Below are 20,532 nucleotides of genomic sequence, written 5' to 3'. Positions count from 1 at the left end.
TTTATGAGGTTCGATTTGCGAGTTACTATTGATAATTATGATTGAAATTTTAAACGGTTATTCTTCGATTTTCAAAACCCATAAAATACCACCTCTTAAATGTTTTCTAAAGGTGGGATCGTCATAGGTTTCGGCATCATGGCCTAAAGCCGTGTACCATTGTCTGGCTCCTTCAAATTCATGTGACCAACACAGCGGAAAATAATTACCAAAAATATTATTTGGGTATTCTACCTTTTTTTTATCCTCAACCGTTTTTAAATCAGCGGCGAGCAATATATTTATATCAGGATTCAAATTGTTTGAATAATAGCATTCATCAACAACTTTCCATACTTTATCCAAAAAATCGGTTGAAGGATGATTTTTATCAATTACAACCACATCAAATTCCTGATGAGGTGCATGGCGAATAAATTTGCCACCGACCAGCGCCCAATACCAAGGCCAATCTCTTTCTACGGCATTTGAGGAATGAATAGCCAAAAATCCTCCACCACCTTTGATGTAGTTTTGAAAGGCTACTTTTTGATCTTCTGTATCAAATACCTCATTATTGGCATTAGAAAAAATAATAGCATCGTATTTTGCCAAAGTTGCCTTTGTAAAAAGCGAAGCATCTTCACTTGTGTCAGTATCAATTTTTTCTGCTTTACAAATTTCTTTTAAAGCTTTTATACTATTAGGAATGTTTTTATGGACATAGCCTTTTTTCCCTTTTAATGATAAGCCATTCTTCGTAAATATCAATATACGTTTTTTCTTTACTACTAGTATTGGATCATTGCCTCCTGTATTATTTGCTTGTAGATTGACTGCCAAAACTAGACAGAAAATAAATAGAATCGTTTTCTTCATTTGTTTATAATATAGTGGTTTCTTATTAAATTAATTATGGTTATATAATCCAGTGTTTCCCTTATCCAAAATGGGCATTAAACTAGAAATAATCTCTGGGTTTTCATTAGCAATATTAGTTGTTTCGTATGGATCTTTAAGGAGGTCAAATAATTCTATAGTAGGTTGACTCTTCCTAAAGTATTTTGTCATTCGATACTGTTCTGTTCTTAACGATATTCCATTTTTATAGTAGCCATAACTAACATTTTTACTTTGGATTATTTTAGGTTTTTTTATAATTTTCACCAAACTGTTACCATCGGTTTTATGAGGCATATTCACATTACACAATTCCATTAAAGTAGGATATAGGTCAGTAGAACTTACAATCTGATTTGCGGTTTTACCTTTAGAAGAAACTTGTGGTGCTTTTATGATGAGGGTGCTTTTAAGAGAACGCTCAAATAATGTATGTTTTCCCCAAGTTCGATTATCTCCTAAATGCCAACCATGATCGCCCCAAATTACAACAATTGTGCTCTCAGACAAACCCAGCTCATCTAATTTTTCAAGTACTTTTCCTACCTGAGCATCAACATAGCTAACACTAGCAAAATATGCATGCTTTATTTTTCTAGCATACGAATCTGATAAAGGCTTATCTAATTTAGCTTTTTCCTCACCTAACAAATATCCGTTAAACTCACCACTATTGTGTAAACTTGATTGGTTTATGTTTTTAGGTAAATCAGGATATGGCGCTATTGCGATTTTATCTTCCTCATATAAATCCCAATATTTTTTTGGGGCATTAAATGGTAAATGAGGTTTAAAAAAACCAACACCTAAGAAAAAAGGAGTGTCTTTGTTTGCCAACTCATTTAATTTATCGATGGCAAGTTTAGCCGTTAGACCATCTGGATAACTCTCATCGTCAACATTTCCTATTTCATAAGGTTTAACCTGACGATTCATACTTTGTCTATTTTCTCCGTTAGCATATCCAAAAAAGGCATTCCATCCTGTTTTCCATTTGCCACTATCAAAAACTAACTCATTCCAACTATAAGGCAATTCTTTTTGGGTTGAAGGTTTTTCTTCATATCCATAAACTAGGCCATCAGCAGAGTGACTTATCTTGCCGATTCCTACCGTATAATATCCATTATTTTTTAAATGATGTATAAATGTTTCTGGCTGATCGGTTAAGGGTTGGGTAGAAGTATAATTTTCAAAGGCATCGTTTTTTAGATGATTTCTATTCAGGGGAAGCATACCAGTTAACATGCTAAATCTAGATGCACCACATGTAGGAACTTGTACAAAGTGATTTTTAAAGATAATTCCGCTGGATGCCAACTTATCTATATTAGGTGAATGTATATAATCTTTACCATAGCATCCCAATTCTGGACGTAGGTCATCTATACTAATAAAAAGAACATTAGGTTTTTTTAAAACTGGTTTGGTATCGATTTTACTTAAACAATCACTAGAAATGAATATTAGAAGTAGAAATAAAAATTTATACATATTATTTAATGAAATTATAACAGCAATTTTACTAAAAATATAAAGATAATAAGCTAGTTTTATTAAAAGCCCAAGTAGTATAATATTGTACAAAACTTGGGCTTAAAAAAACTAACTCAAATATCTATCTTTCTTTTTTAGTATCCAGGATTTTGCTTAAGCTCAGCCTCCTTATTGGCATCAATTTCAACTTGTGGAATCGGTAATAGCGCATTAAAATCCTGAATCGTTGGTCCTGAAACTGGGTTATGCAAGAGTGTTCTTTCTACCAGTTTACCTGTCCTGTTCAAACTAACTCTTCTATCTTCTTCTCCAAGTAACTCTCTAGCTCTTTCGTCAAGAATGTAATCAATAGTTACATCTCCAGGAGCAACCAGAGAAGCGTTAGCTCTTTCTCTTATCACATTTATATTAGCCGCTGCACTTACAAGATCTCCTTTACCCAAATAAGCCTCTGCTTTCAACAAATAAACTCCTGCCACTCTAAAAACATACCAATCTGTGTAAATGGTACCGGAGGTATCATAACCTTGCGGATGTCCATGAGGCATGGTAAACTTTTGGAAATAAGGATACATATTCCTAGCATAATTTGCTGCGGTTGGTACAATTAGTTCTCCAAAATTAGCTGATTCTGGATTGTTGATATAAAAATCTCGCTTTACATTGTATTCAGAATTCCTCATATCGTTGTCAAAGTCATCCCACATTCCTGTTTCAACCCATGGCGTAATTCTAATAAAACATACTGGTCTTCCTAAAAATTCATCTTTTAAAATGGCTTGTTTGTTGTCTGGAGTTTTTAATCTTTCTAAAAATGGACCCCAAGCACGTTCCACTCTATTTCGAGATCCTCCATCAACATTAAATTCATATTGCCAAGCAAATATATTTTCTTTATTACCTGAAGATCTGTCTTGATTACCATATCTAAATAAATCCCAATATGGATCACCTGGTTTATCTGTCATAGAACCAAATCTTTCTCTCATTAAATCATATTGAGGATCATCTAAAATTCTATCGGCTGCGGCAATAGCCATATCCCATTGCTGCGTTACAATATAGGTTTCAGCTAACAAATAGTCAGCCGCAGCTTTAGACAGGCGAGCTCCGTCAGGATTCGCTTGAGGCAAGTGCTCGGAAGCAAACTCTAAATCAGACAAAATAAAACTTATCACTTCTGATACTGGATCTCTGGTGAAATCTAATTTTGGTGCGGTTAACTCTTCTCTAATAATAGGCACATCACCATATAGCCAGACCAATAATCTATAGGCATAGGCTCTAAAAAATTTTGCTTGAGCAACAACTTCATTTTTTTCTTCTTCTGAATCCCATTTGGCATTTTCACTATCAGCTCTGGTTATAATTACATTGGCATCTTTAACAATATCATAAAATTTTTGCCAAAACTGTCTTATAGAACCGGTATTACTATTAATTGTCGAATAATCTGTTACAAAGCTTTTCTTATCTATGTGATAACCAATATCTGCTCCTTGTCCGAATAATACTTCATAAACTTTTTCGCCAATTCCATCACCTGACATATGTGTTCCACGACCACTACTATATAGCGCAGTAAGAGCTGCTTCAAATCCTTCTTTATTCACAAAAGTATTATCAGGTGCTAAAAAATCTTTTGGTACTTCTGTTAAATAATCATCATTACAAGAAACCATGACTATTAATATCACTATTGATGGTAATGTCAATTTTTTTAATTTTATCAATGTTTTCATTTTTAGTACGTTTTTAAAATGTTAAATCTAGTCCAAGTGTAAAAGTCCTATTCAATGGTGAGTTATTGATGGTTGTTCCGTAGACTGTACTGTTACCAACCCTTGTTGTTTCAGGATCATAGCCAGTCCATTTTGTCCAAGTATGTAAATTTTTTGCATTAAGATTAAGACTTAGACCGTCAATTTTTAATTTTTCAAGCACCTCTTTATCAAAGGCATAAGACAGGATAACATCTTGCAATCTCACAAAACTTCTATCCTCCAAATAGGGGTGACCTCTTGTAGGCGTATAATTGACTCTTGCTGCAGTATTTGAAGGGTTTGTAGGCGTCCAATAATCCATAGCAGGAAAACTAAATCTATCTGACCAACTCGCAAAGGGAGCATTAGGGCTATGACCTATAATATTATTTCCCACATAATGATTATCTTTACCACCACCTTGTACAGAATTAATTCTTACAAACAAAGAAACATTTTTATACTTAAATGTGTTGGTAACACTAAATTGGTAATTAGGCGTATAATAACCTAGAATATGTCTATCGTCAACATCTACTTCGCCATTATTGTTATAATCCACAATACGAAAATCGCCAGGTTCATAGCCACTGGGGATATCTGTATCACCAATTTGGTGAATACCATCAATAGCATATCCATAAATAGCACCTAATGGCTTTCCTATAAACCATCCATTCGCAATATCATCGTCTTCAACTCCATCGCCATCATCATCTACCCCAAACAAGCTCTCTATTTTATTGTTATTTTTATCAAAAACAACACCTATATCCCAACTAAAATCATCCGTCATTACAGGAGTAGCATTTAGAGCCACCTCAATACCTTTATTTGATACTTCGCCTACGTTTGTCAAGATAGTTCTAAATCCTGTTAAGCTAGGTATTTGTCTATTTAATAGCAAGTCTTTAGTTCTAGAAGAATAAACATCTATAGAACCTGACAATCTGCGATTAAAAAACCCGAAATCTAAACCTAAATTGTAAGTATCTGTTGTTTCCCAACTCAATTCATTATTAGCCAACGTACTAACTGCAACTCCATTTGAAGTTCCACCTCCATCACCAAAAACATATTTATCTGATGTATTTGCAGTAATTCTTGCTAAGGTTCTATATCGACCAATGGCTTGATTACCATTTTCTCCATAAGAAAATCGCAATTTCATTAAGTTTAACCAAGCGCTATTCTTTAAGAAATTTTCATTGGATACTGTCCATGAAATTCCTCCTGAATAAAAAGTTGCATATTTATTAGTTTGGGAAAAACCTGAATAACCATCTTTTCTAACGGTACCTGTTATGGCATATTTATTATCATAAGCATAGTTTAATCTCCCCATGATTGCATTCTGATTCTGCTCACCAAATCCAGAATTAACCGAAGGCACAGCTCCTAATTCTAGGCTATTATAACCCAGAACCTGACTGAAGAAGTCTGTTGAGGATGCATTAGTACTGGTCGCATTTTGGTATTCTCTACTCAATAAAAAAGTAGCACTTACACTATGAACATTATTAAATATTCTATCATAATTAAGGATATTATCAAAAGTCCAAGTATATTGTTCACTAATTGTTTTTGAGGCTGAACCATTATTGGTAATACTAAGCGTATTATCATTAAATATATTGCGTCTATTGTTTTCAGAACTTAAGGAATAATTCATAGTATATTTTAATCCTTTAACAAAAGGCACCTTTATTTTTGCAGAAACCAAACCAAATAAATTAAGTCGTTTATCAAAATCCTCAGTTCTTAGGTTTAATTCTGGATGTCTAAAAAATGGGTCTTCCATTGGAAAGTATTCTAATTCACCACTATCTGCTCCATCTTCGTAGTAGTTACTATAAGGACTTAGACCATATCTTAATGGCACAGCAGATCCAGAATAATCTTTATGGGTGATCGAAGTATTCAATGATACATTAAACCAGTCTGTTAAATCATTCGAAAAATTTGCTCTTGCAGTAAATCTCTTAAAATTATCATTTTCTACAATTCCTTCCTGATCAAAATAAGACCCAGATAAAAAGTAATTGGTTTTATCTGTTCTTCCAGAAACACTACCCGCATAGGTTTTAGTAATGGATGTTTTAACCAATCTATCATACCAATCTACTGTTCTACCTGCGGCCAGATTGTTTGATTCGGTAATTGTAAGATAATCTGAAATATTATTAGGATCGGCTTCTTGACCAGTCGCAATTCTGATATCTAATATTTTTTGGAGATAACCTTCAGGTGACAATACGGGAATTAGTTTTACGGGGTCTGAAAAACCATAACTGGTACTAAAATTAAAAGTAGGTTTTTTAGCAACACCTCTTTTTGTTGAGATAATGATGACTCCATTGGCCGATCTTGATCCGTAAACCGCAGCAGCACTAGCATCTTTTAGAACATCTACAGATTGAATATCATTATTACTAATATCGTTCAACGACCCGTTATAAATAATACCGTCAACTACAATTAAGGGTCGGTTACTTGCCGAGATTGAATTGGTTCCTCTAACCCTAAAGATTGGTTCTTCTCCTGGTCTATTGGGAGTACCAATGGTAAGACCTGCAACAGTACCTTTTAAAGATTGTAACACATTTGTGTTGGGCAAACTTTGTGTTGCTTGAGTATTCACTCTGGCCATACTACCTGTCACATCCGATTTTTTTCTGGTGCCATAACCAACAACTACCACTTCATCAAGTACAGCTGCATCTTCTTCCATCTGAACATTTATAATATTATTGTCTACAACTGTATTCCTAGTAGATTTCATACCTATAAAAGAAAATACCAAAACATCTCCTTTCTTAGCGGATATACTATATTTTCCGTCAAAATCGGTTTGTGTACCTATACTGGTATTTAACAATAGGACACTTACACCTGGTAAAGGTACTCCTACTTGATCTGTCACTTTACCAGTTATCTCACGTTCATTTTGGGAATGTGACACTAGTCCCACACTTAAAATTAAGAACAAAAGACCAATAAACTTGCCTTTTTTTAATCTAATTAATTGTTTCATTAGTTATTAGTTATTTAGTTATTAATTAATTTCAAATAATCTTTTATTTAGAAATTTTAAACAAACATAAAAAATTGCATTTATTTATGCAATCGATTGCATAAATAAATGCAATTTTTTTTTCTTTTAAATTAAATTATACCTTTTAATCCTTTTTGAACATTTGTTTAGATTCTTTATTCAAGAATTTAAATTTCTTAATTTTATTGCATAAATTCGCTTCTAAATTTCATAGCATGGCTAAAAAAGTTACAATTTATGATTTAGCAAAAGAATTAAATATTTCTCCAGCAACGGTAAGCAGAGGTCTTAATAACCATCCGGCAATTAGTGACATTACCAAAAAGAGAATTGCCGCCATTGCCAATAAGCTAGATTATCGCAGTAATAAATTTGCTGCTAATTTGAGCAATCAAAAGACATACTCTCTTGGAGTAATTGTCCCTAGACTTGACTCCTATTTTATGTCAACTGTTTTAGCAGGTATTGAAGAAGTTTCCAATAAAGCAGGATACAGCATCATTATCAGTCAATCTTTAGAGTCGATGGACAAAGAAATATTGAATGCTAAAACATTATTTAACAGTGGAGTAGATGGTCTTTTGGTATCTTTGGCTCGCGATACCCAGAACTACAAACATTTTACCCCCTACATCAAAGCTAATATTCCTTTGATATTTTTGGATCGCGTTCATAATCTAACAAATTGTCCAACTATTGTTATAGACAATGTTCAAGCTGGATATGAAGCTACCGATCATTTAGCTAAACAAGGTTGTAAAAACATTTTAATAATTACAGGGAGCCTCAAGCGAAATGTATATGCTGATAGATTATTAGGTTATAAAAAAGCATTAGAAAATAATAATCTTAATTTCGAAGAAGTTAATGTTTTTGAAACTACTATGGAATCTCAAAATGCAAAAGATGTTGTTGATTATATTATAAAAATGAATAAACCTATAGATGGTTTATTTGTTTTGAGTGATTCTTTTGCTGCTTATTGTATTCAAGAATTAAAAAGGAAGAACTATCTAATTCCTGAAAACATAAAAGTAGTTGGATTTAATAACGATCCCATATCTAAGTTAATAACTCCTTCATTAAGCACTATAGAATATCCTGGTTACAACATGGGACTTTTGGCAGGCGAAAGCGTGATCAATCAAATAAAAGGAAATATCCAACTACGAGAAACACACTCGATAAGTTTAAGGCACAAATTAATCATACGGGAGTCTTCAGGGAATTAATATTTTTGGCATCAAATAAAATGCCTAAAAACAGAAAACACTGAAAATCATACGATTAACAGTGTTTTGTTGTGACCTATTTCTAGGCTAGTCGGGGTGGCAGGTAGACTACTGCTCCCATTATATTTTCAAAAATCAAATAGTTATACTTTATTAGCTAAACTTGATAACCGAATGGGTAACTTATTTGATAAGAACTTTTGTTTTTCTTTACCTGTTTAAAGGTTAGTAGATATACAATTTCTATTAAAATGATATAAATAAAATTCATTTTTTAGCATAATAAATGAGTTTAAAAACATCTCTTAAACTTAAAAAAAAATTAAATTTCATCAAATTTTAAGATTACTTCAAAACAAGAAAAGCAAATGTAACACTGGCAAAAGCCCTCAATAATATACTTTTTTCTAATAATAATTTTACTCGATTCGCTATCCGTACTAGGAAATATTTATTCTAAAAGCCATTTGGGTTTTACAGTACTAAAAACAAAGGAAGTTGTATATATACAAACACCAGCAATCATTACACTTATTATACTTCAAAAAAAACATTGACTAAATAAAGTTGTTAAAGCATACTTCACTTCAATCGAGCTAGTAAATTAGGTTTAAACTGATTTCCAATAGGTATTTGAGTTTTATCAATAATTAAGGAATCAGTTTGTATCGTTGTAATTTTAGAAAAATTCACAATATAAGATTTCTGTACCTGAATGAAATTGTTGGGCAGATTACTTAAAGCTTCTGAAATGCTTTGTCTACCCATGATTCTTTTCGTTGATAAATGGTAATTGATATAATTGCCATCCTTTTGTAGATATAAGATTTCTTCCAAATCTACTTGGTGTATTTGTTGTCCGCTTTTTATAAAAATAGTATTAATTGATTGCTTAATGACAGGGGGCGTTTGTATATTTTTATGAGCCAATAGCTTAGTAATTGACTTTGAAAAACGTTCTAAACTAATTGGTTTAAGTAAATAATCTACTGTATGCACGTCATAACTTTCCAAGGCATGCTCAGAATATGCAGTAGTAAACACAATAGCGGTTTCCTTAGGCAGCATCTTAGACAGAGATAATCCACTTAAATGCGGCATGTTAATATCTAAAAAGACCACATCAACAGTGTTATTATTAAGATATTCAAGAGCCTTGAGTCCATTTCTAAATGTCTCCACTAAATTAAAATTTGAAAAATGAGCCAAATAAGAAGAAAGTAAAGCAATTGCCTTAGGTTCGTCATCAACAAGAATTACGTTCATCTGTATCAATTTTTAATGTTACGCTATAGCTTTTTTTAGTCTCTTGTATACTTAATGTATGTCCATTTGGATACGCCAATTGCAAACGGTCTTTGGTAGCTTGTAAACCATAACCTGCAAACTGAGAGCCTTCTAATGCGGGATGTACAGAGTTATTAATAACAAACAGCAACTCCTGTTTTTTAGACACATCTATACCAATGTGTATAAAAGACTTTGCTTCTGGCTGTATACCGTGTTTAAAGGCATTTTCTAAAAAACATAATAATATACTCATTTCTATAGATTGCTGATCATTCTGCCCAATTACCTCAAGTTTAAAATCGACTTCATCTTCTTCAAATCGTAATAAATTTAATTCAGCAAAATCTCGTATAAATTGAATTTCTTTTGCAATAGTTACTCGTGATTCATTGTTTTCATACACAACATAACGCAACAGGTTAGACAAAGTATCAATGCTCTTTGCTAGTTTCGGATTCTGAACCTGATTTACCATTGACAATAAGTTGTTCATCGTATTAAATAAAAAATGAGGATGTAACTGCGCACGCAATAGGTTTAATTCTGCTTGTTTATTAGCAATTTCTAATTGCCTCTTATCTTTTTCATTTCGGCTCCAAGCCACAATAAATCCATAAGCAATACTAATAACAATGTAAAAAATAAAAATACCATACCACAACGATGGAAACCATAAAATGTGAATGCTTTCAATAAAAAAGAAATAAACTACAGTCAAATAAAGTGCGTAATACAAAATAATTAAAAGCGCTGTTTTCCAAACCAATTCAACAATCTTTTTGTCATTAACTAACTTTTTGGTCAGGTAGATTTGCAGGTAAAAATATAGTGCAAAAAAAGGCTGCCCAATACTAAAAAACAAGATTAGTTCATCGCTTCTTTGAATGTTATCAGTAATAGCTCCATCATCAATATCAACAATATGCTGAACTATCGAAAAAGAAGAGATAATTAACCAAGAGGTTAGCAACCAAAATAATAAATGCAAGCTAAAAAAAATCCACTTTCTTTCCATAACACTAAAATACTATAAATAAAAGTGCAAAAATTGAAGTTGGTATAAACCCATTGAATTATGTTATGAAATGGAAAATAGGACATCACATCTCTTTTTTTCAATACTTTAAAACAAAATTTTAATGATTGATAACACACTATTAAAGAGCATGATAGAATCTTTTTTATTTGTATCTAAAACTATAAATAATTAAAACATCATGAGGAAAACAATTTTAAGCACTTTAATACTTGTACTGTTATTAGTAACCAACACTATGTATTCTCAAATTAATAAAAGCAATCAAAAAGTAATAGATAAGATTAAGAAATATTTAATAGCTAGTGAAAAAAATGGCTTAAACGGAGCCGTATTGATTGCAAAAGGAAATGACATTCTTTTAAATGAAGGTTATGGAATGGCGAATAAAGAACAACAAATAAAAAATACACCTCAAACAGTATTTAAAGTAGGTTCTGTGACTAAACAATTTACCGCGGCTGCCATTTTAAAATTAGAAGAACAAGGCAAGTTAAAAGTAGAAGATTTTATCACAAAGTACTTTAAAGATGTTCCAGAAGATAAAAAAACAATTAATATTCACCAGTTACTAACACATACTGCTGGATTTGTACATGATATTGGAGAAACTGATTTTGATAATATCCCTACTGACGAATATTTTAGACGTGCGCTAACATCTAAATTACTATTTAAAGCTGGATTAAAACACGAGTACACAAATGTAGGCTATAGTTTATTGGCTAGAATCATTGAATTGGCTTCTGGTCAAACTTATGAAGCATATTTACGAGAAAACTTATTCAAACCTGCTGGAATGTACTACACTGGCTATGTACTGCCTAACTGGAGTAATTTAAGTATCGCTAATGGATATATTTATAATGTAATTAACAAAGGAACTTCTTTAGATATACATAAAAAGGAAGGAATGGTGTCTTGGTGTTTAAAGGGTAATGGCGGAATTCATTCTACCCAAAACGACATGTATAAATGGTACCAAGCGCTTATTTCTGGAAAAGTGTTGTCAAAAAAATCGATAGAAAAATTAACCAAACCTTATGTATTAGAATATGAAGGAGAAACAAGTTATTATGCATATGGCTGGGCAATTTTTAAAACAGTTAGAGGTACTAAAACGGTAACTCATGATGGTAGTGACGGTACTTTCTTTTATGACTTCAGATGGTTTCCGGAAGAAAATATTACGATTTTGTACGCAACAAATTCATATACAAGAAGTAATGGTGAAATTCCTTGGATTGTTGATAAAATGTTATTTGATGTAGACTATACTCCGAAAGAAATAAAGGCAGACTTTATGACCGCACTTTTTGAATTTACCAAAAAATTTAATGGAAATCAATCAGATTTAACACGAGAAGTGAAAAGTAAATTTAGTAAACAACTAACGTCACCATCTTATTTAAACAGATTAAGTAGCATATATGCTAGAAATAACAGAATGGATATTGCCTTACCAATGGCAGAATTGAATACAATTCTATTTCCGAAAAATGATAATATTTGGGACACTATGGGAGAAATATATTATAAAAATAGCTATATTGACAAAGCCATTAAAGCTTATCAAAAAGCTATTAATTTAAACCCAAAAAATACCAATGCTATAGCAATGGTTAAAAAATTGCAAGAAAAAAATTAGACTAAATTTTAAATATAGATTGAAATATATTAAATAGCTATAACAGAATGAACCGCTTACAAAAACTGAGTTAAAAACGAATATAAATTGTAGCCATATTTCAAGATTAGATAACATATATGTACTAAATTAAAATCACAAAATAGGCATAAATGAATACAGAAAAAATAGCCATAATATCTGATATACATGCAAACTCTTGGGCTCTTAAAGAAGTTTTAAGAGATATAGAAACCAAAAAAATTGACACAATATTAAATCTTGGAGATAGCCTTTATGGCCCTTTAGACCCAAAAGGAACATTTGAGTTATTATTAGAGAATAATACTAAAAGTATCTCAGGAAATCAAGATAGGTTTATTATTGAAAATGTTCATAACACCACAAACATATCAACATTAGAATATGTTAAAAGTTCTTTAGGTAATGATGCTATCAATTGGTTAAAAAAATTACCATTTGACTTAACCTATAATAATATATATTGTTGCCACGGAAATCCTGTAAATGACTCCATTGCGCTATTAGAAAAAATTAATACGGATTATGTAGGTGTTCAAACAAATGATGAGATAGAAATTACGCTATCCAATATCAAAGAGAGCATTATTACTTGTGGGCATAGCCATATACCGCGAATGGTAAAAACTAAAAATAAGACTATTGTAAACCCTGGAAGCATTGGTTTACCAGCTTATAATGATGATTTACCCATTCCACATAAAATGGAAAGTCTTAGTCCACATGCAAAATATGCTATACTAAAAATTAATACCAATGAAATAAATGTTGAATTAATTTCTGTAGACTACGAATTTGAGGCAGCTGCTAGGGCTGCTGAAAAAAATAATAGAAACGATTGGGCTAAATGGATAAGAACAGGTCGTGTGTAATTAATAAAAACCCAACACGGATTTATTAGTTAACAAATTTGAAAAATTAGCGGTTGCACTTATTTTAACATTAATTTCTTGTCAACATAAAAACAATAGTCTGTACAAAAATGAAAAAGAATAACACGCTAATAATAGATTCTTTAATTTATAAAAGAAATTAAAATGGCACATACTAGGTCTCTAAAAATAGGCATCATTAAAATTTAAAACGCCCTTTGGTTAATTATAAAAATTATTTAAATTGTGAAGAAATGAAAATCCTATCTATAATTTTACTTACAACTATGATTTTTCCTTTTAATTTATTCTCTCAAAAAAAATGTAGTGAAGAAATTCAAATTGCTATAGAAAATGGTGATTTAGAATTGGTTAAAAAAATGATTGAGAATGGAGAAAATATTGATTGTATAGGCGAGTGGAAACAAACTTTACTAATGAAAGCCATTCAAGCTGGGAAAGAAGATATTGCTCTTTATTTAATCAATAAAAATGCTGACATAACAAAAGTGGATGACGATAACAGCAGTGCACTCTTCAAAACAAGTTTTTATGGGCTTACAAATATTGCCAAAATATTACTTGACAAAGGCGTTGATGTAAATCAAAAAGGTTATAGAGAAATGACAACCTTAATGATGGCTTCAAGCCGAAATCAATTAGATTTAGTTAAATTTTTGATTAAAAAAGATGCAAAAATAAACTTACAATGCAATAGTGGGTATACAGCACTAACATACGCATCAAACCCTGAAATATTCTCTTTTTTATTGAAGAATAATGCTAATGTAAGTCTAAGAAATTTTGAAGGATTAAACACTATAGAACAGTTTAAGGCAAGTCTCGAAGAAGCTAAAGGTTTTGAAAATCAAGAACTGATTGATAATTATGAAAAAATTATTTCTATCCTTGAAAAGGAAAAACACTAAGCGACCTTCAACTCTAATTTAAGAATTACTCTTAATACCGAAAACCCTACATTTATTTCATTAAATTAATCATTTCTTTTGCAACAATAGCCGCCGAAGGAAGAAACATAGTAGTAACAATTCGCTTATCAATAACCACATCATACTTATCTTTTAAATCTTTTTTAGATTGAAACAATGCACCATTTTTCCTTAATAAATCTTCTACAGTTTCAGGCAACAAAGTTCCTTGCATAGCCCAACTTTTAGTTATTTCTGTTGAATTTGGAAACCCAGTCACTTTTTTACCTTTTATCATATAAGCTCCACTACGCAATTTTACATTGGCAAAAGCCCCAGGACCATGCCCACACCCTCCTATAACACCATTATTATCATAGACAGATGCTAATATGGATAAAATCTCATCATTATTAACAACATCAAATAATGAACCATACCCGCCGCCAACAAAAACGGCTTCATACTCATTAGGATCAATTTCGTTTGGTTTAAAAGAATTGTTTGCCTTTTCTGTAAAATTTTCATATTTCATAGTATAGCTACTAATACCTATAGGTTCCATTGTAAAAGGAGCGTCCTTTCCTGTAGGCGATACAAAATCAACTTCATATCCATGAGATACAAAAATATGATAAGGGGGTGCTACTTCCCAAAGATTATTACCGGCTTCGTGTTTCTCTGAATCTCCCATATTTACAGTATTTGAAAGAACGACGAGGACTCTTTTCTTTTTATTTGCAGGAGTCCCACATGTGCATGATATTAGTATTGATGTAACTATTAGTAGAATGACTTTTTTCATTTTTTGTGCTTTTATTTAATTAATTCTTAAATTTCACCTAATTATAAATCATTCTTATAAAGATAAACAGCTGCTGCTTTAGCCATTTTTCTTTGGTTATGACCAACATTAGGAATCACTTTTAATGTCCAATTGAATTTATTTTTATGGTCTTTTGAATTTTTTAAACCATAGTGATAAAAGTATTTTCCACGTGCTAGTCTATGTAACCCCTGCTTGTCGGTTGTTTTAGACCTTAAGAGTATCCCTCCATTTTCATTAGCATTATCCAATTCTCCTAAAAACAGTACTAAACGTTTTTTAAACGCCTTTTTTAAGTCTAAATGATTCACATTTTTAATGCCGCATGGATAATTTGTTTCCATGTCTGGCAATGTATACGAACCTGCATTTGATGCTAAAATTCGGTCTGCTTTAGAGTTAGGATGCATTAAAACAAAACGATGTAATATTTGTCCACCAGCAGAATGTCCAAACATATCGTATTTCTTTTGTTGTGATTGAATTGTCTTCTTAACAAGATTGAAAATACGATCAAAATCAGGATAAATCCATTGTCTTGCATCATCATTATATTCAAATATGGCTTTTTCTTCATCCATGATAACTTGATTAGAATTTTTCACAAAAGTAAAAGCATCTTTAATATCTCTATCTTTAGCAACACCTCCCAAATGATACCCTAAATATGAATAATCTTTTTTGGCGTAGGCTGGAGAAAGAATTAAAACACAATGTTTTTCAGATGTTTTTATCCAAGAATCACGATAACTATCTCCGTTCCTTCCAGAACCAGGAATAACCATTAAAATCTTAGATTTTGAAGTGAAATTTTTAGGTTTATGGTAAAAAACAGTAATCGTATCATTTTCATGACCAATGCCGCCTTTTATTTGAAAAGAGCCAGAGCCTTCAATAATTTTCATAGTCCCAATTGGGCTGTTTTGCGCCAACAAATTAATAAAGCAAGAGCATACTAAAATTAATGTAGTCGATATTAGAAAAGTATTTTTTTTCATTTTTTTATGTTTTTAATTGAGTTGATAAATAATTATGTTTAATGAACAAACTGTCTTAGCGATTACTGCTACCACGAGTTCTGCTTTTGGAAGTTATATTTTTATTAAATCGATATAGTAAAGCTATATTTAGGCGTGTACCGTAGCGTTTTCGTTGCCCTTTATAAAAGAAGTTTTCTCCTGTTGTTGTCCATTTTTCAATTCGGGAATCAAAAACATTTTGAGCATTAAAAGTAACTTGCATTTTGTTTTTTAAAAAGCGTTTACTTAGGGCAATATCTAAATTATAGTTAGCCGCTATCCTTGTTTGTAAACTTTCATTTGGAGCATAATAACTAAAATTAGTTTGTACGGAAACATCTTTTGGAAAGTTTAATTGGGCATTAAGTTTAGTAAACCAACGACTGTCTCTAAAATCAAAATTTTGTGTTTCAGTATTACACGATTTTTCAAAAGTAAAATAGTTGAATTCTCCAGAGACATTCAGCCATTTATAAGGGGTATAGTTTGCAGATAACTCAAAACCTATTCGCTCTTCAAAATCTAAGTTAATTGGTTTTGTAATGATAATGGCTTCGTTATTTTTAGTGACCGAGAAATCAAATGCATTAGAGGTATAATTATAATACACAGAAGGATTAATGGTTATTTTATCTAATCTGGTTAACAAGCCAAGCTCCAAAACATTTGACAAAGCAGGGTTTAAATCGGGATTTCCAATTCTAATAGCACTAAAATCTGATAATCCGGCAAAGGGATTTAGCTGCCAAAACCCAGGTCTATTAATTCTTCGACTATAACTTAATTGAAGGTTTGAGCCATCCGTAAAAGCATAGTTTAAATAACTTGTTGGAAAAAATTGATTGTATTTTTTACTGTTATTAAACTCTCCTTCAGTATCTTTTATCTTTATTTCTGTGAATTCTGCTCTTAGTCCAATTTGAAAACTTAGCTTATCAAGCGTGTGTGCAAATTGTCCAAAAACACCACCAATTTTTTCGTGGTAGTCTACATTGTTTTCAATGTTATTAAAAATTTGCCATTGATTATTTACATATTCTTCAGCTGTATAATCACTAGATATTACTCTAGATTCCGCTCTAAATCCACTTTCAAATTTACTTTTAGTGGTTATAGGTGATTCATAATGCAATTGAATTAAGTAATCATTACTACTTTCAATATTACGTGTTCTAAGTAAATCTGGAGTTGTCTCTACGGGAACAATTTTTTGTGTGAACAGGTTTTCTAATTCATCATCATCCCAAAAATCATATTGAAAATCAATCATTAATTTTTTGCCCTCTTTATTAAATGTTTTTAAATAAGAAAGCTCAAATTGATTATAATCTTGAGGCTCGTAATAGTGCTCAGTTCTAACTATTGTACTATCTATGGTTTGAGACTCATCTAGATAATTATAAAGTGCTTTTGATTCATCTGTATTCTTTAAAACATCATGGTAAAAAGACATGGTAACGCTATTTCTTTCATTAAAAGAATAATCTCCACCTATGTAAATATTGGGTATTTCATCATTACTATTTTTATAAGCATCAAGCATCAAAATGGTGGTGGCATTATTGTTTATGATGTCCTGATTTGCAGTCTGCTCCCTTTTATAGTCAGAGTTTTTATACCCAATTGTTGAAAAAAGATTCAGCTTTTTTACCTTATAATTTAAGCTTGTACTAAAATTATAGTCTTTTGGAGTGCCTGCTTGAACCGTAAAAGAACCGCTAAACCCTTCTGTTTTGTTTTTCTTTAAAACCACATTAATGATGCCTCCTGTTCCTGATGCCTGATATCTAGATGACGGATTAGTTATTACTTCAATTCTCTCAATATTTTGAGATTGAATTTGGTCTAAATTATTTTGAGAGGTTAGCACCGATGGTTTACCATTTATTAAAATAGTAACATTAGGATTTCCTCGTAAATTAACAGTGCCATCAATGGCTACAGAAACTGATGGCACATTATTTAAAACTTGTGATAAAGAACCATTTTGAGAAATTAAATCTTTGCCTACATTAAACACTTTTTTATCTAGCTTAAATTCCATTACAGATTTTTTGGCGATTATTTCTACTGCATTTAAAGTTTCCATATCAAGGTTAAGAGGTATTATTCCCAAGTCGATATGTTGCTTAAGCTCTATATCAGTTTCAAATGTTGTATAGGATAGGTATTCAATTTTTAAAGCATAATTCCCATTTGGAACACTGATAGAAAAGCCCCCCTTCTCGTTAGTAATAATACCGTCTATTAGTGTTTCGTTTTTATAAATAGACACTGTTGCAAATTCTAAAGGCTGTTTTGTTTCAGCATCAATAACAATACCTTTAATGTTTTTAGCTAATGACAAATTATTTCCAAATGCACTTATTGAAAAAAGAAATAATAATGCGATGATTAGTCGATTCATAATTTTGTTTTTAGATTGATGCTTCAAAAATCATCTTAAAAACAAAGCTCTTTTTAAATTATAGACCAATACAAGGTTGCCGAATATAGATAAGGATTTGATTTTGATAAGTTTAATTTATACTTAAAAAAGTCAAATTCGTAGGTTTTTAATACAAGTTGGGCGACATTTAATATATCTAGTTATGATTCTGTGTATTTTTAAAGCATGAAAGACTATTTTTTACATATCATAGACTATGTGCAAAACCGAAGATGGTTAGAGCATGTGCTTTTTTGGTTAACCATTTATTTGCTTCAAGTTTTAGGACTCCATTCTGATTTTAGGTATTCTGACGGTGAATTTTTACATAAATTAATTATGCTGAGTACTAAAATTGTAGTAGCGTATACTTTTATCTACTACCAAGTACCAAAACTATTATATAAGAAAAAATATGTTTTATTTATAATTTCTATAGTAATTACTAGCTATATCTTTTGTGTTTTAGATAGACTTTTGGTGGTATATATTGTAGAGACTTTATTAAGAAAAGGGACGTTTGAACAAGAATCTGTTGTCGAAATTTTACTAGATATTAGAAAACTATATTCAACCTATTTTCTAAGTTTATACTTCCCTACATTAATATTTTTTACTCTAAAATTAATTAAGGAAAAGTTTATTGAAACAAGCCAAATAGAACAGCTTAAAAGAGAGAAATCTTTAGCTGAGTTAAATTTTCTAAAAGCTCAAATTCATCCACATTTTTTATTCAACACCTTAAATAATCTATATGTTTTAACACTTCAAAAATCGAAAAAAGCACCAGAAACGGTTTTAAAACTTTCCCAGATTCTAGATTATATGTTGTATCAATGCAACGACAAACATGTTACTATTGAAAAAGAATTAGAATTAATACAGAATTATATCGATTTAGAAAAACTTCGTTATGGAGAACGACTAGAATTAAAACTCAATAAAAACATTGATAATCCTCAAACCAAAATAGCACCTTTAATTCTAGTATCTATTATAGAAAACGCTTTTAAACACGGTATTAGTAGTACCATTGATAAAACGATTGTTAAAATTGACTTTAAAGTTCAAAATAAAACATTAAATTTTAATGTGTTTAATACAAAATCTAAATTAGTACAAAAAGACAATACTAAATACAGAGATGGCATTGGGCAAAAAAATATTGAAAAGCAATTGAAATTAATTTATCCTGATAAATTTCAATTTAAAATACATGAAGAAGATATATCTTATACTGTAAAACTTAATATAGATTTAAGCTAATGAAAACCAAGTGTCTTATAATCGATGACGAACCTTTAGCATGTGCTTTAATTGCTAATTATGTTTCTAAAATTCCACAATTAGAAGTTTTAGCTATTTGTCATAATGCGCTTGAAGCTTTTGAAATTTTAAAGGTTAAACGGGTAGACTTGCTTTTTCTAGACATTCAAATGCCTACACTAACAGGTATCGATTTTTTAAAATCATTAAGCAATACTCCCAAGGTTATTTTAACCACAGCTTATAGGGAATATGCGTTAGAAAGTTACGAACTGGAAGTGCTTGATTATTTACTAAAACCCATTCCGTTTGAACGTTTTTTTCAAGCCATTGACAAGTATTTTAAGTCGGTTTCAACTCAAAGTTTAAAAACATCACATATAGACCCCTCTAAAGAAGCACCTAATTATTTACAGGTAAATATGAATAAAAAGCATCATAGGGTTTTATTTAATGATATTATATATGCTGAAAGTTTAAAAGATTATGTTAGAATTCATACCTCTGAAGAAGCCATCACTACCAAAGAAAAAATAAGTGTTTTTGAAAGCATGCTTCCTCCTTTTTTCATTCGCACCCATCGTTCTTATATTGTTAATTCTAAAAAAATAACAGCCTTTACAAATCAAGATATTGAACTAGGCAATATTGAAATCCCTATTGGGATTAGCTATAAACACCGTGTTTTTGAACTGTTAAAAAGGTCTTGATTTTAGTCATAAAAAGGCAAGTATAAAACCCTTAATGAACGGTTAACCTGTAACAAATAGA

The 20,532-nt window shown here is 31.1% G+C and carries 15 protein-coding genes; 6 read left to right on the top strand and 9 right to left on the bottom strand.

Annotation, left to right across the window (positions count from 1 at the left end):
* Positions 1-57: 57 nt before the first annotated feature.
* From EM932_RS01035 to EM932_RS01020, 4 genes are all read right to left on the bottom strand, one after another.
* Positions 58-858 carry a ThuA domain-containing protein gene (locus EM932_RS01035; RefSeq protein ID WP_135874579.1) on the bottom strand — a complete coding sequence of 267 codons (801 nt, stop codon included), beginning with the start codon at positions 856-858 and terminating at the stop codon, positions 58-60.
* A 30-nt stretch (positions 859-888) separates the two neighbouring features.
* Positions 889-2,373 carry a sulfatase gene (locus EM932_RS01030; protein WP_135874577.1) on the bottom strand — a complete coding sequence of 495 codons (1,485 nt, stop codon included), beginning with the start codon at positions 2,371-2,373 and terminating at the stop codon, positions 889-891.
* Between the two features lie 137 nt (positions 2,374-2,510).
* On the bottom strand, positions 2,511-4,118 hold the full coding sequence (locus tag EM932_RS01025) for a RagB/SusD family nutrient uptake outer membrane protein (RefSeq protein WP_135874575.1): 1,608 nt from the start codon (positions 4,116-4,118) through the stop codon (positions 2,511-2,513).
* A gap of 13 nt (positions 4,119-4,131) precedes the next feature.
* The gene (locus EM932_RS01020; protein WP_135874573.1) at positions 4,132-7,173 is read right to left on the bottom strand and encodes a SusC/RagA family TonB-linked outer membrane protein; all 3,042 of its coding nucleotides are present in this window, start codon (positions 7,171-7,173) and stop codon (positions 4,132-4,134) included.
* A 236-nt stretch (positions 7,174-7,409) separates the two neighbouring features.
* Between EM932_RS01020 and EM932_RS01015 the strand changes: the two genes are divergently transcribed.
* Positions 7,410-8,426: a LacI family DNA-binding transcriptional regulator gene (locus EM932_RS01015; protein ID WP_135874571.1), complete on the top strand. Its 1,017-nt coding sequence runs from the start codon at positions 7,410-7,412 to the stop codon at positions 8,424-8,426.
* 582 nt (positions 8,427-9,008) lie between these two features.
* Here EM932_RS01015 and EM932_RS01010 read toward each other — a convergent pair.
* Positions 9,009-9,692 carry a LytR/AlgR family response regulator transcription factor gene (locus EM932_RS01010; protein WP_135874569.1) on the bottom strand — a complete coding sequence of 228 codons (684 nt, stop codon included), beginning with the start codon at positions 9,690-9,692 and terminating at the stop codon, positions 9,009-9,011.
* Positions 9,673-10,731, bottom strand: coding sequence for a sensor histidine kinase (locus EM932_RS01005; RefSeq protein ID WP_135874567.1), 1,059 nt, complete (start codon positions 10,729-10,731; stop codon positions 9,673-9,675). The genes EM932_RS01010 and EM932_RS01005 overlap by 20 nt, the downstream gene beginning before the upstream one ends.
* Positions 10,732-10,933: 202 nt before the next feature.
* Between EM932_RS01005 and EM932_RS01000 the strand changes: the two genes are divergently transcribed.
* From EM932_RS01000 to EM932_RS00990, 3 genes are all read left to right on the top strand, one after another.
* The gene (locus EM932_RS01000) at positions 10,934-12,400 is read left to right on the top strand and encodes a serine hydrolase domain-containing protein (RefSeq protein ID WP_135874565.1); all 1,467 of its coding nucleotides are present in this window, start codon (positions 10,934-10,936) and stop codon (positions 12,398-12,400) included.
* A 152-nt stretch (positions 12,401-12,552) separates the two neighbouring features.
* The gene (locus EM932_RS00995; protein ID WP_135874563.1) at positions 12,553-13,293 is read left to right on the top strand and encodes a metallophosphoesterase family protein; all 741 of its coding nucleotides are present in this window, start codon (positions 12,553-12,555) and stop codon (positions 13,291-13,293) included.
* A gap of 254 nt (positions 13,294-13,547) precedes the next feature.
* On the top strand, positions 13,548-14,222 hold the full coding sequence (locus EM932_RS00990; RefSeq protein WP_135874561.1) for an ankyrin repeat domain-containing protein: 675 nt from the start codon (positions 13,548-13,550) through the stop codon (positions 14,220-14,222).
* 52 nt (positions 14,223-14,274) lie between these two features.
* On the opposite strand, the gene EM932_RS00985 is transcribed toward EM932_RS00990, so the two are convergent.
* From EM932_RS00985 to EM932_RS00975, 3 genes are read right to left on the bottom strand one after another with little or no spacing between them, the layout of a single operon-like run.
* On the bottom strand, positions 14,275-15,027 hold the full coding sequence (locus tag EM932_RS00985) for a type 1 glutamine amidotransferase domain-containing protein (RefSeq protein WP_135874560.1): 753 nt from the start codon (positions 15,025-15,027) through the stop codon (positions 14,275-14,277).
* Between the two features lie 41 nt (positions 15,028-15,068).
* Complete coding sequence (locus tag EM932_RS00980) at positions 15,069-16,046, bottom strand: hypothetical protein (RefSeq protein WP_211344239.1); 978 nt, start codon at positions 16,044-16,046, stop codon at positions 15,069-15,071.
* A 55-nt stretch (positions 16,047-16,101) separates the two neighbouring features.
* Positions 16,102-18,474 (bottom strand): outer membrane beta-barrel family protein, encoded by a 2,373-nt coding sequence (locus EM932_RS00975; protein WP_135874557.1) that lies wholly within the window; start codon positions 18,472-18,474, stop codon positions 16,102-16,104.
* Between the two features lie 207 nt (positions 18,475-18,681).
* Here EM932_RS00975 and EM932_RS00970 point away from each other — a divergent pair, with 207 nt between their 5' ends.
* Positions 18,682-19,761: a sensor histidine kinase gene (locus EM932_RS00970; RefSeq protein ID WP_135874555.1), complete on the top strand. Its 1,080-nt coding sequence runs from the start codon at positions 18,682-18,684 to the stop codon at positions 19,759-19,761.
* Positions 19,761-20,471, top strand: coding sequence for a LytR/AlgR family response regulator transcription factor (locus tag EM932_RS00965; RefSeq protein WP_135874553.1), 711 nt, complete (start codon positions 19,761-19,763; stop codon positions 20,469-20,471). Before EM932_RS00970 ends, EM932_RS00965 begins: the two co-directional genes overlap by 1 nt.
* Positions 20,472-20,532: the final 61 nt, after the last annotated feature.

Source organism: Flavivirga rizhaonensis, assembly GCF_004791695.1.
Classification (GTDB): Bacteria; Bacteroidota; Bacteroidia; order Flavobacteriales; family Flavobacteriaceae; genus Flavivirga; species Flavivirga rizhaonensis.
Note: the sequence above shows the minus strand (reverse complement) of the source record. Positions and strands in the feature narration are given on the sequence as shown.

Excerpts from the sequence above, each read along its gene's own strand:
- EM932_RS01030 (WP_135874577.1), bottom strand. The coding sequence starts at position 2,373 with ATGTATAAATTTTTATTTCTACTTCTAATATTCATTTCTAGTGATTGT.
- EM932_RS00995 (WP_135874563.1), top strand. The coding sequence starts at position 12,553 with ATGAATACAGAAAAAATAGCCATAATATCTGATATACATGCAAACTCT.
- EM932_RS00975 (WP_135874557.1), bottom strand. The coding sequence starts at position 18,474 with ATGAATCGACTAATCATCGCATTATTATTTCTTTTTTCAATAAGTGCA.
- EM932_RS01025 (WP_135874575.1), bottom strand. The coding sequence starts at position 4,118 with ATGAAAACATTGATAAAATTAAAAAAATTGACATTACCATCAATAGTG.
- EM932_RS00990 (WP_135874561.1), top strand. The coding sequence starts at position 13,548 with ATGAAAATCCTATCTATAATTTTACTTACAACTATGATTTTTCCTTTT.
- EM932_RS01000 (WP_135874565.1), top strand. The coding sequence starts at position 10,934 with ATGAGGAAAACAATTTTAAGCACTTTAATACTTGTACTGTTATTAGTA.
- EM932_RS01005 (WP_135874567.1), bottom strand. The coding sequence starts at position 10,731 with ATGGAAAGAAAGTGGATTTTTTTTAGCTTGCATTTATTATTTTGGTTG.
- EM932_RS01010 (WP_135874569.1), bottom strand. The coding sequence starts at position 9,692 with ATGAACGTAATTCTTGTTGATGACGAACCTAAGGCAATTGCTTTACTT.
- EM932_RS00965 (WP_135874553.1), top strand. The coding sequence starts at position 19,761 with ATGAAAACCAAGTGTCTTATAATCGATGACGAACCTTTAGCATGTGCT.
- EM932_RS01015 (WP_135874571.1), top strand. The coding sequence starts at position 7,410 with ATGGCTAAAAAAGTTACAATTTATGATTTAGCAAAAGAATTAAATATT.
- EM932_RS00980 (WP_211344239.1), bottom strand. The coding sequence starts at position 16,046 with ATGAAAAAAAATACTTTTCTAATATCGACTACATTAATTTTAGTATGC.
- EM932_RS00985 (WP_135874560.1), bottom strand. The coding sequence starts at position 15,027 with ATGAAAAAAGTCATTCTACTAATAGTTACATCAATACTAATATCATGC.
- EM932_RS01035 (WP_135874579.1), bottom strand. The coding sequence starts at position 858 with ATGAAGAAAACGATTCTATTTATTTTCTGTCTAGTTTTGGCAGTCAAT.
- EM932_RS00970 (WP_135874555.1), top strand. The coding sequence starts at position 18,682 with ATGAAAGACTATTTTTTACATATCATAGACTATGTGCAAAACCGAAGA.
- EM932_RS01020 (WP_135874573.1), bottom strand. The coding sequence starts at position 7,173 with ATGAAACAATTAATTAGATTAAAAAAAGGCAAGTTTATTGGTCTTTTG.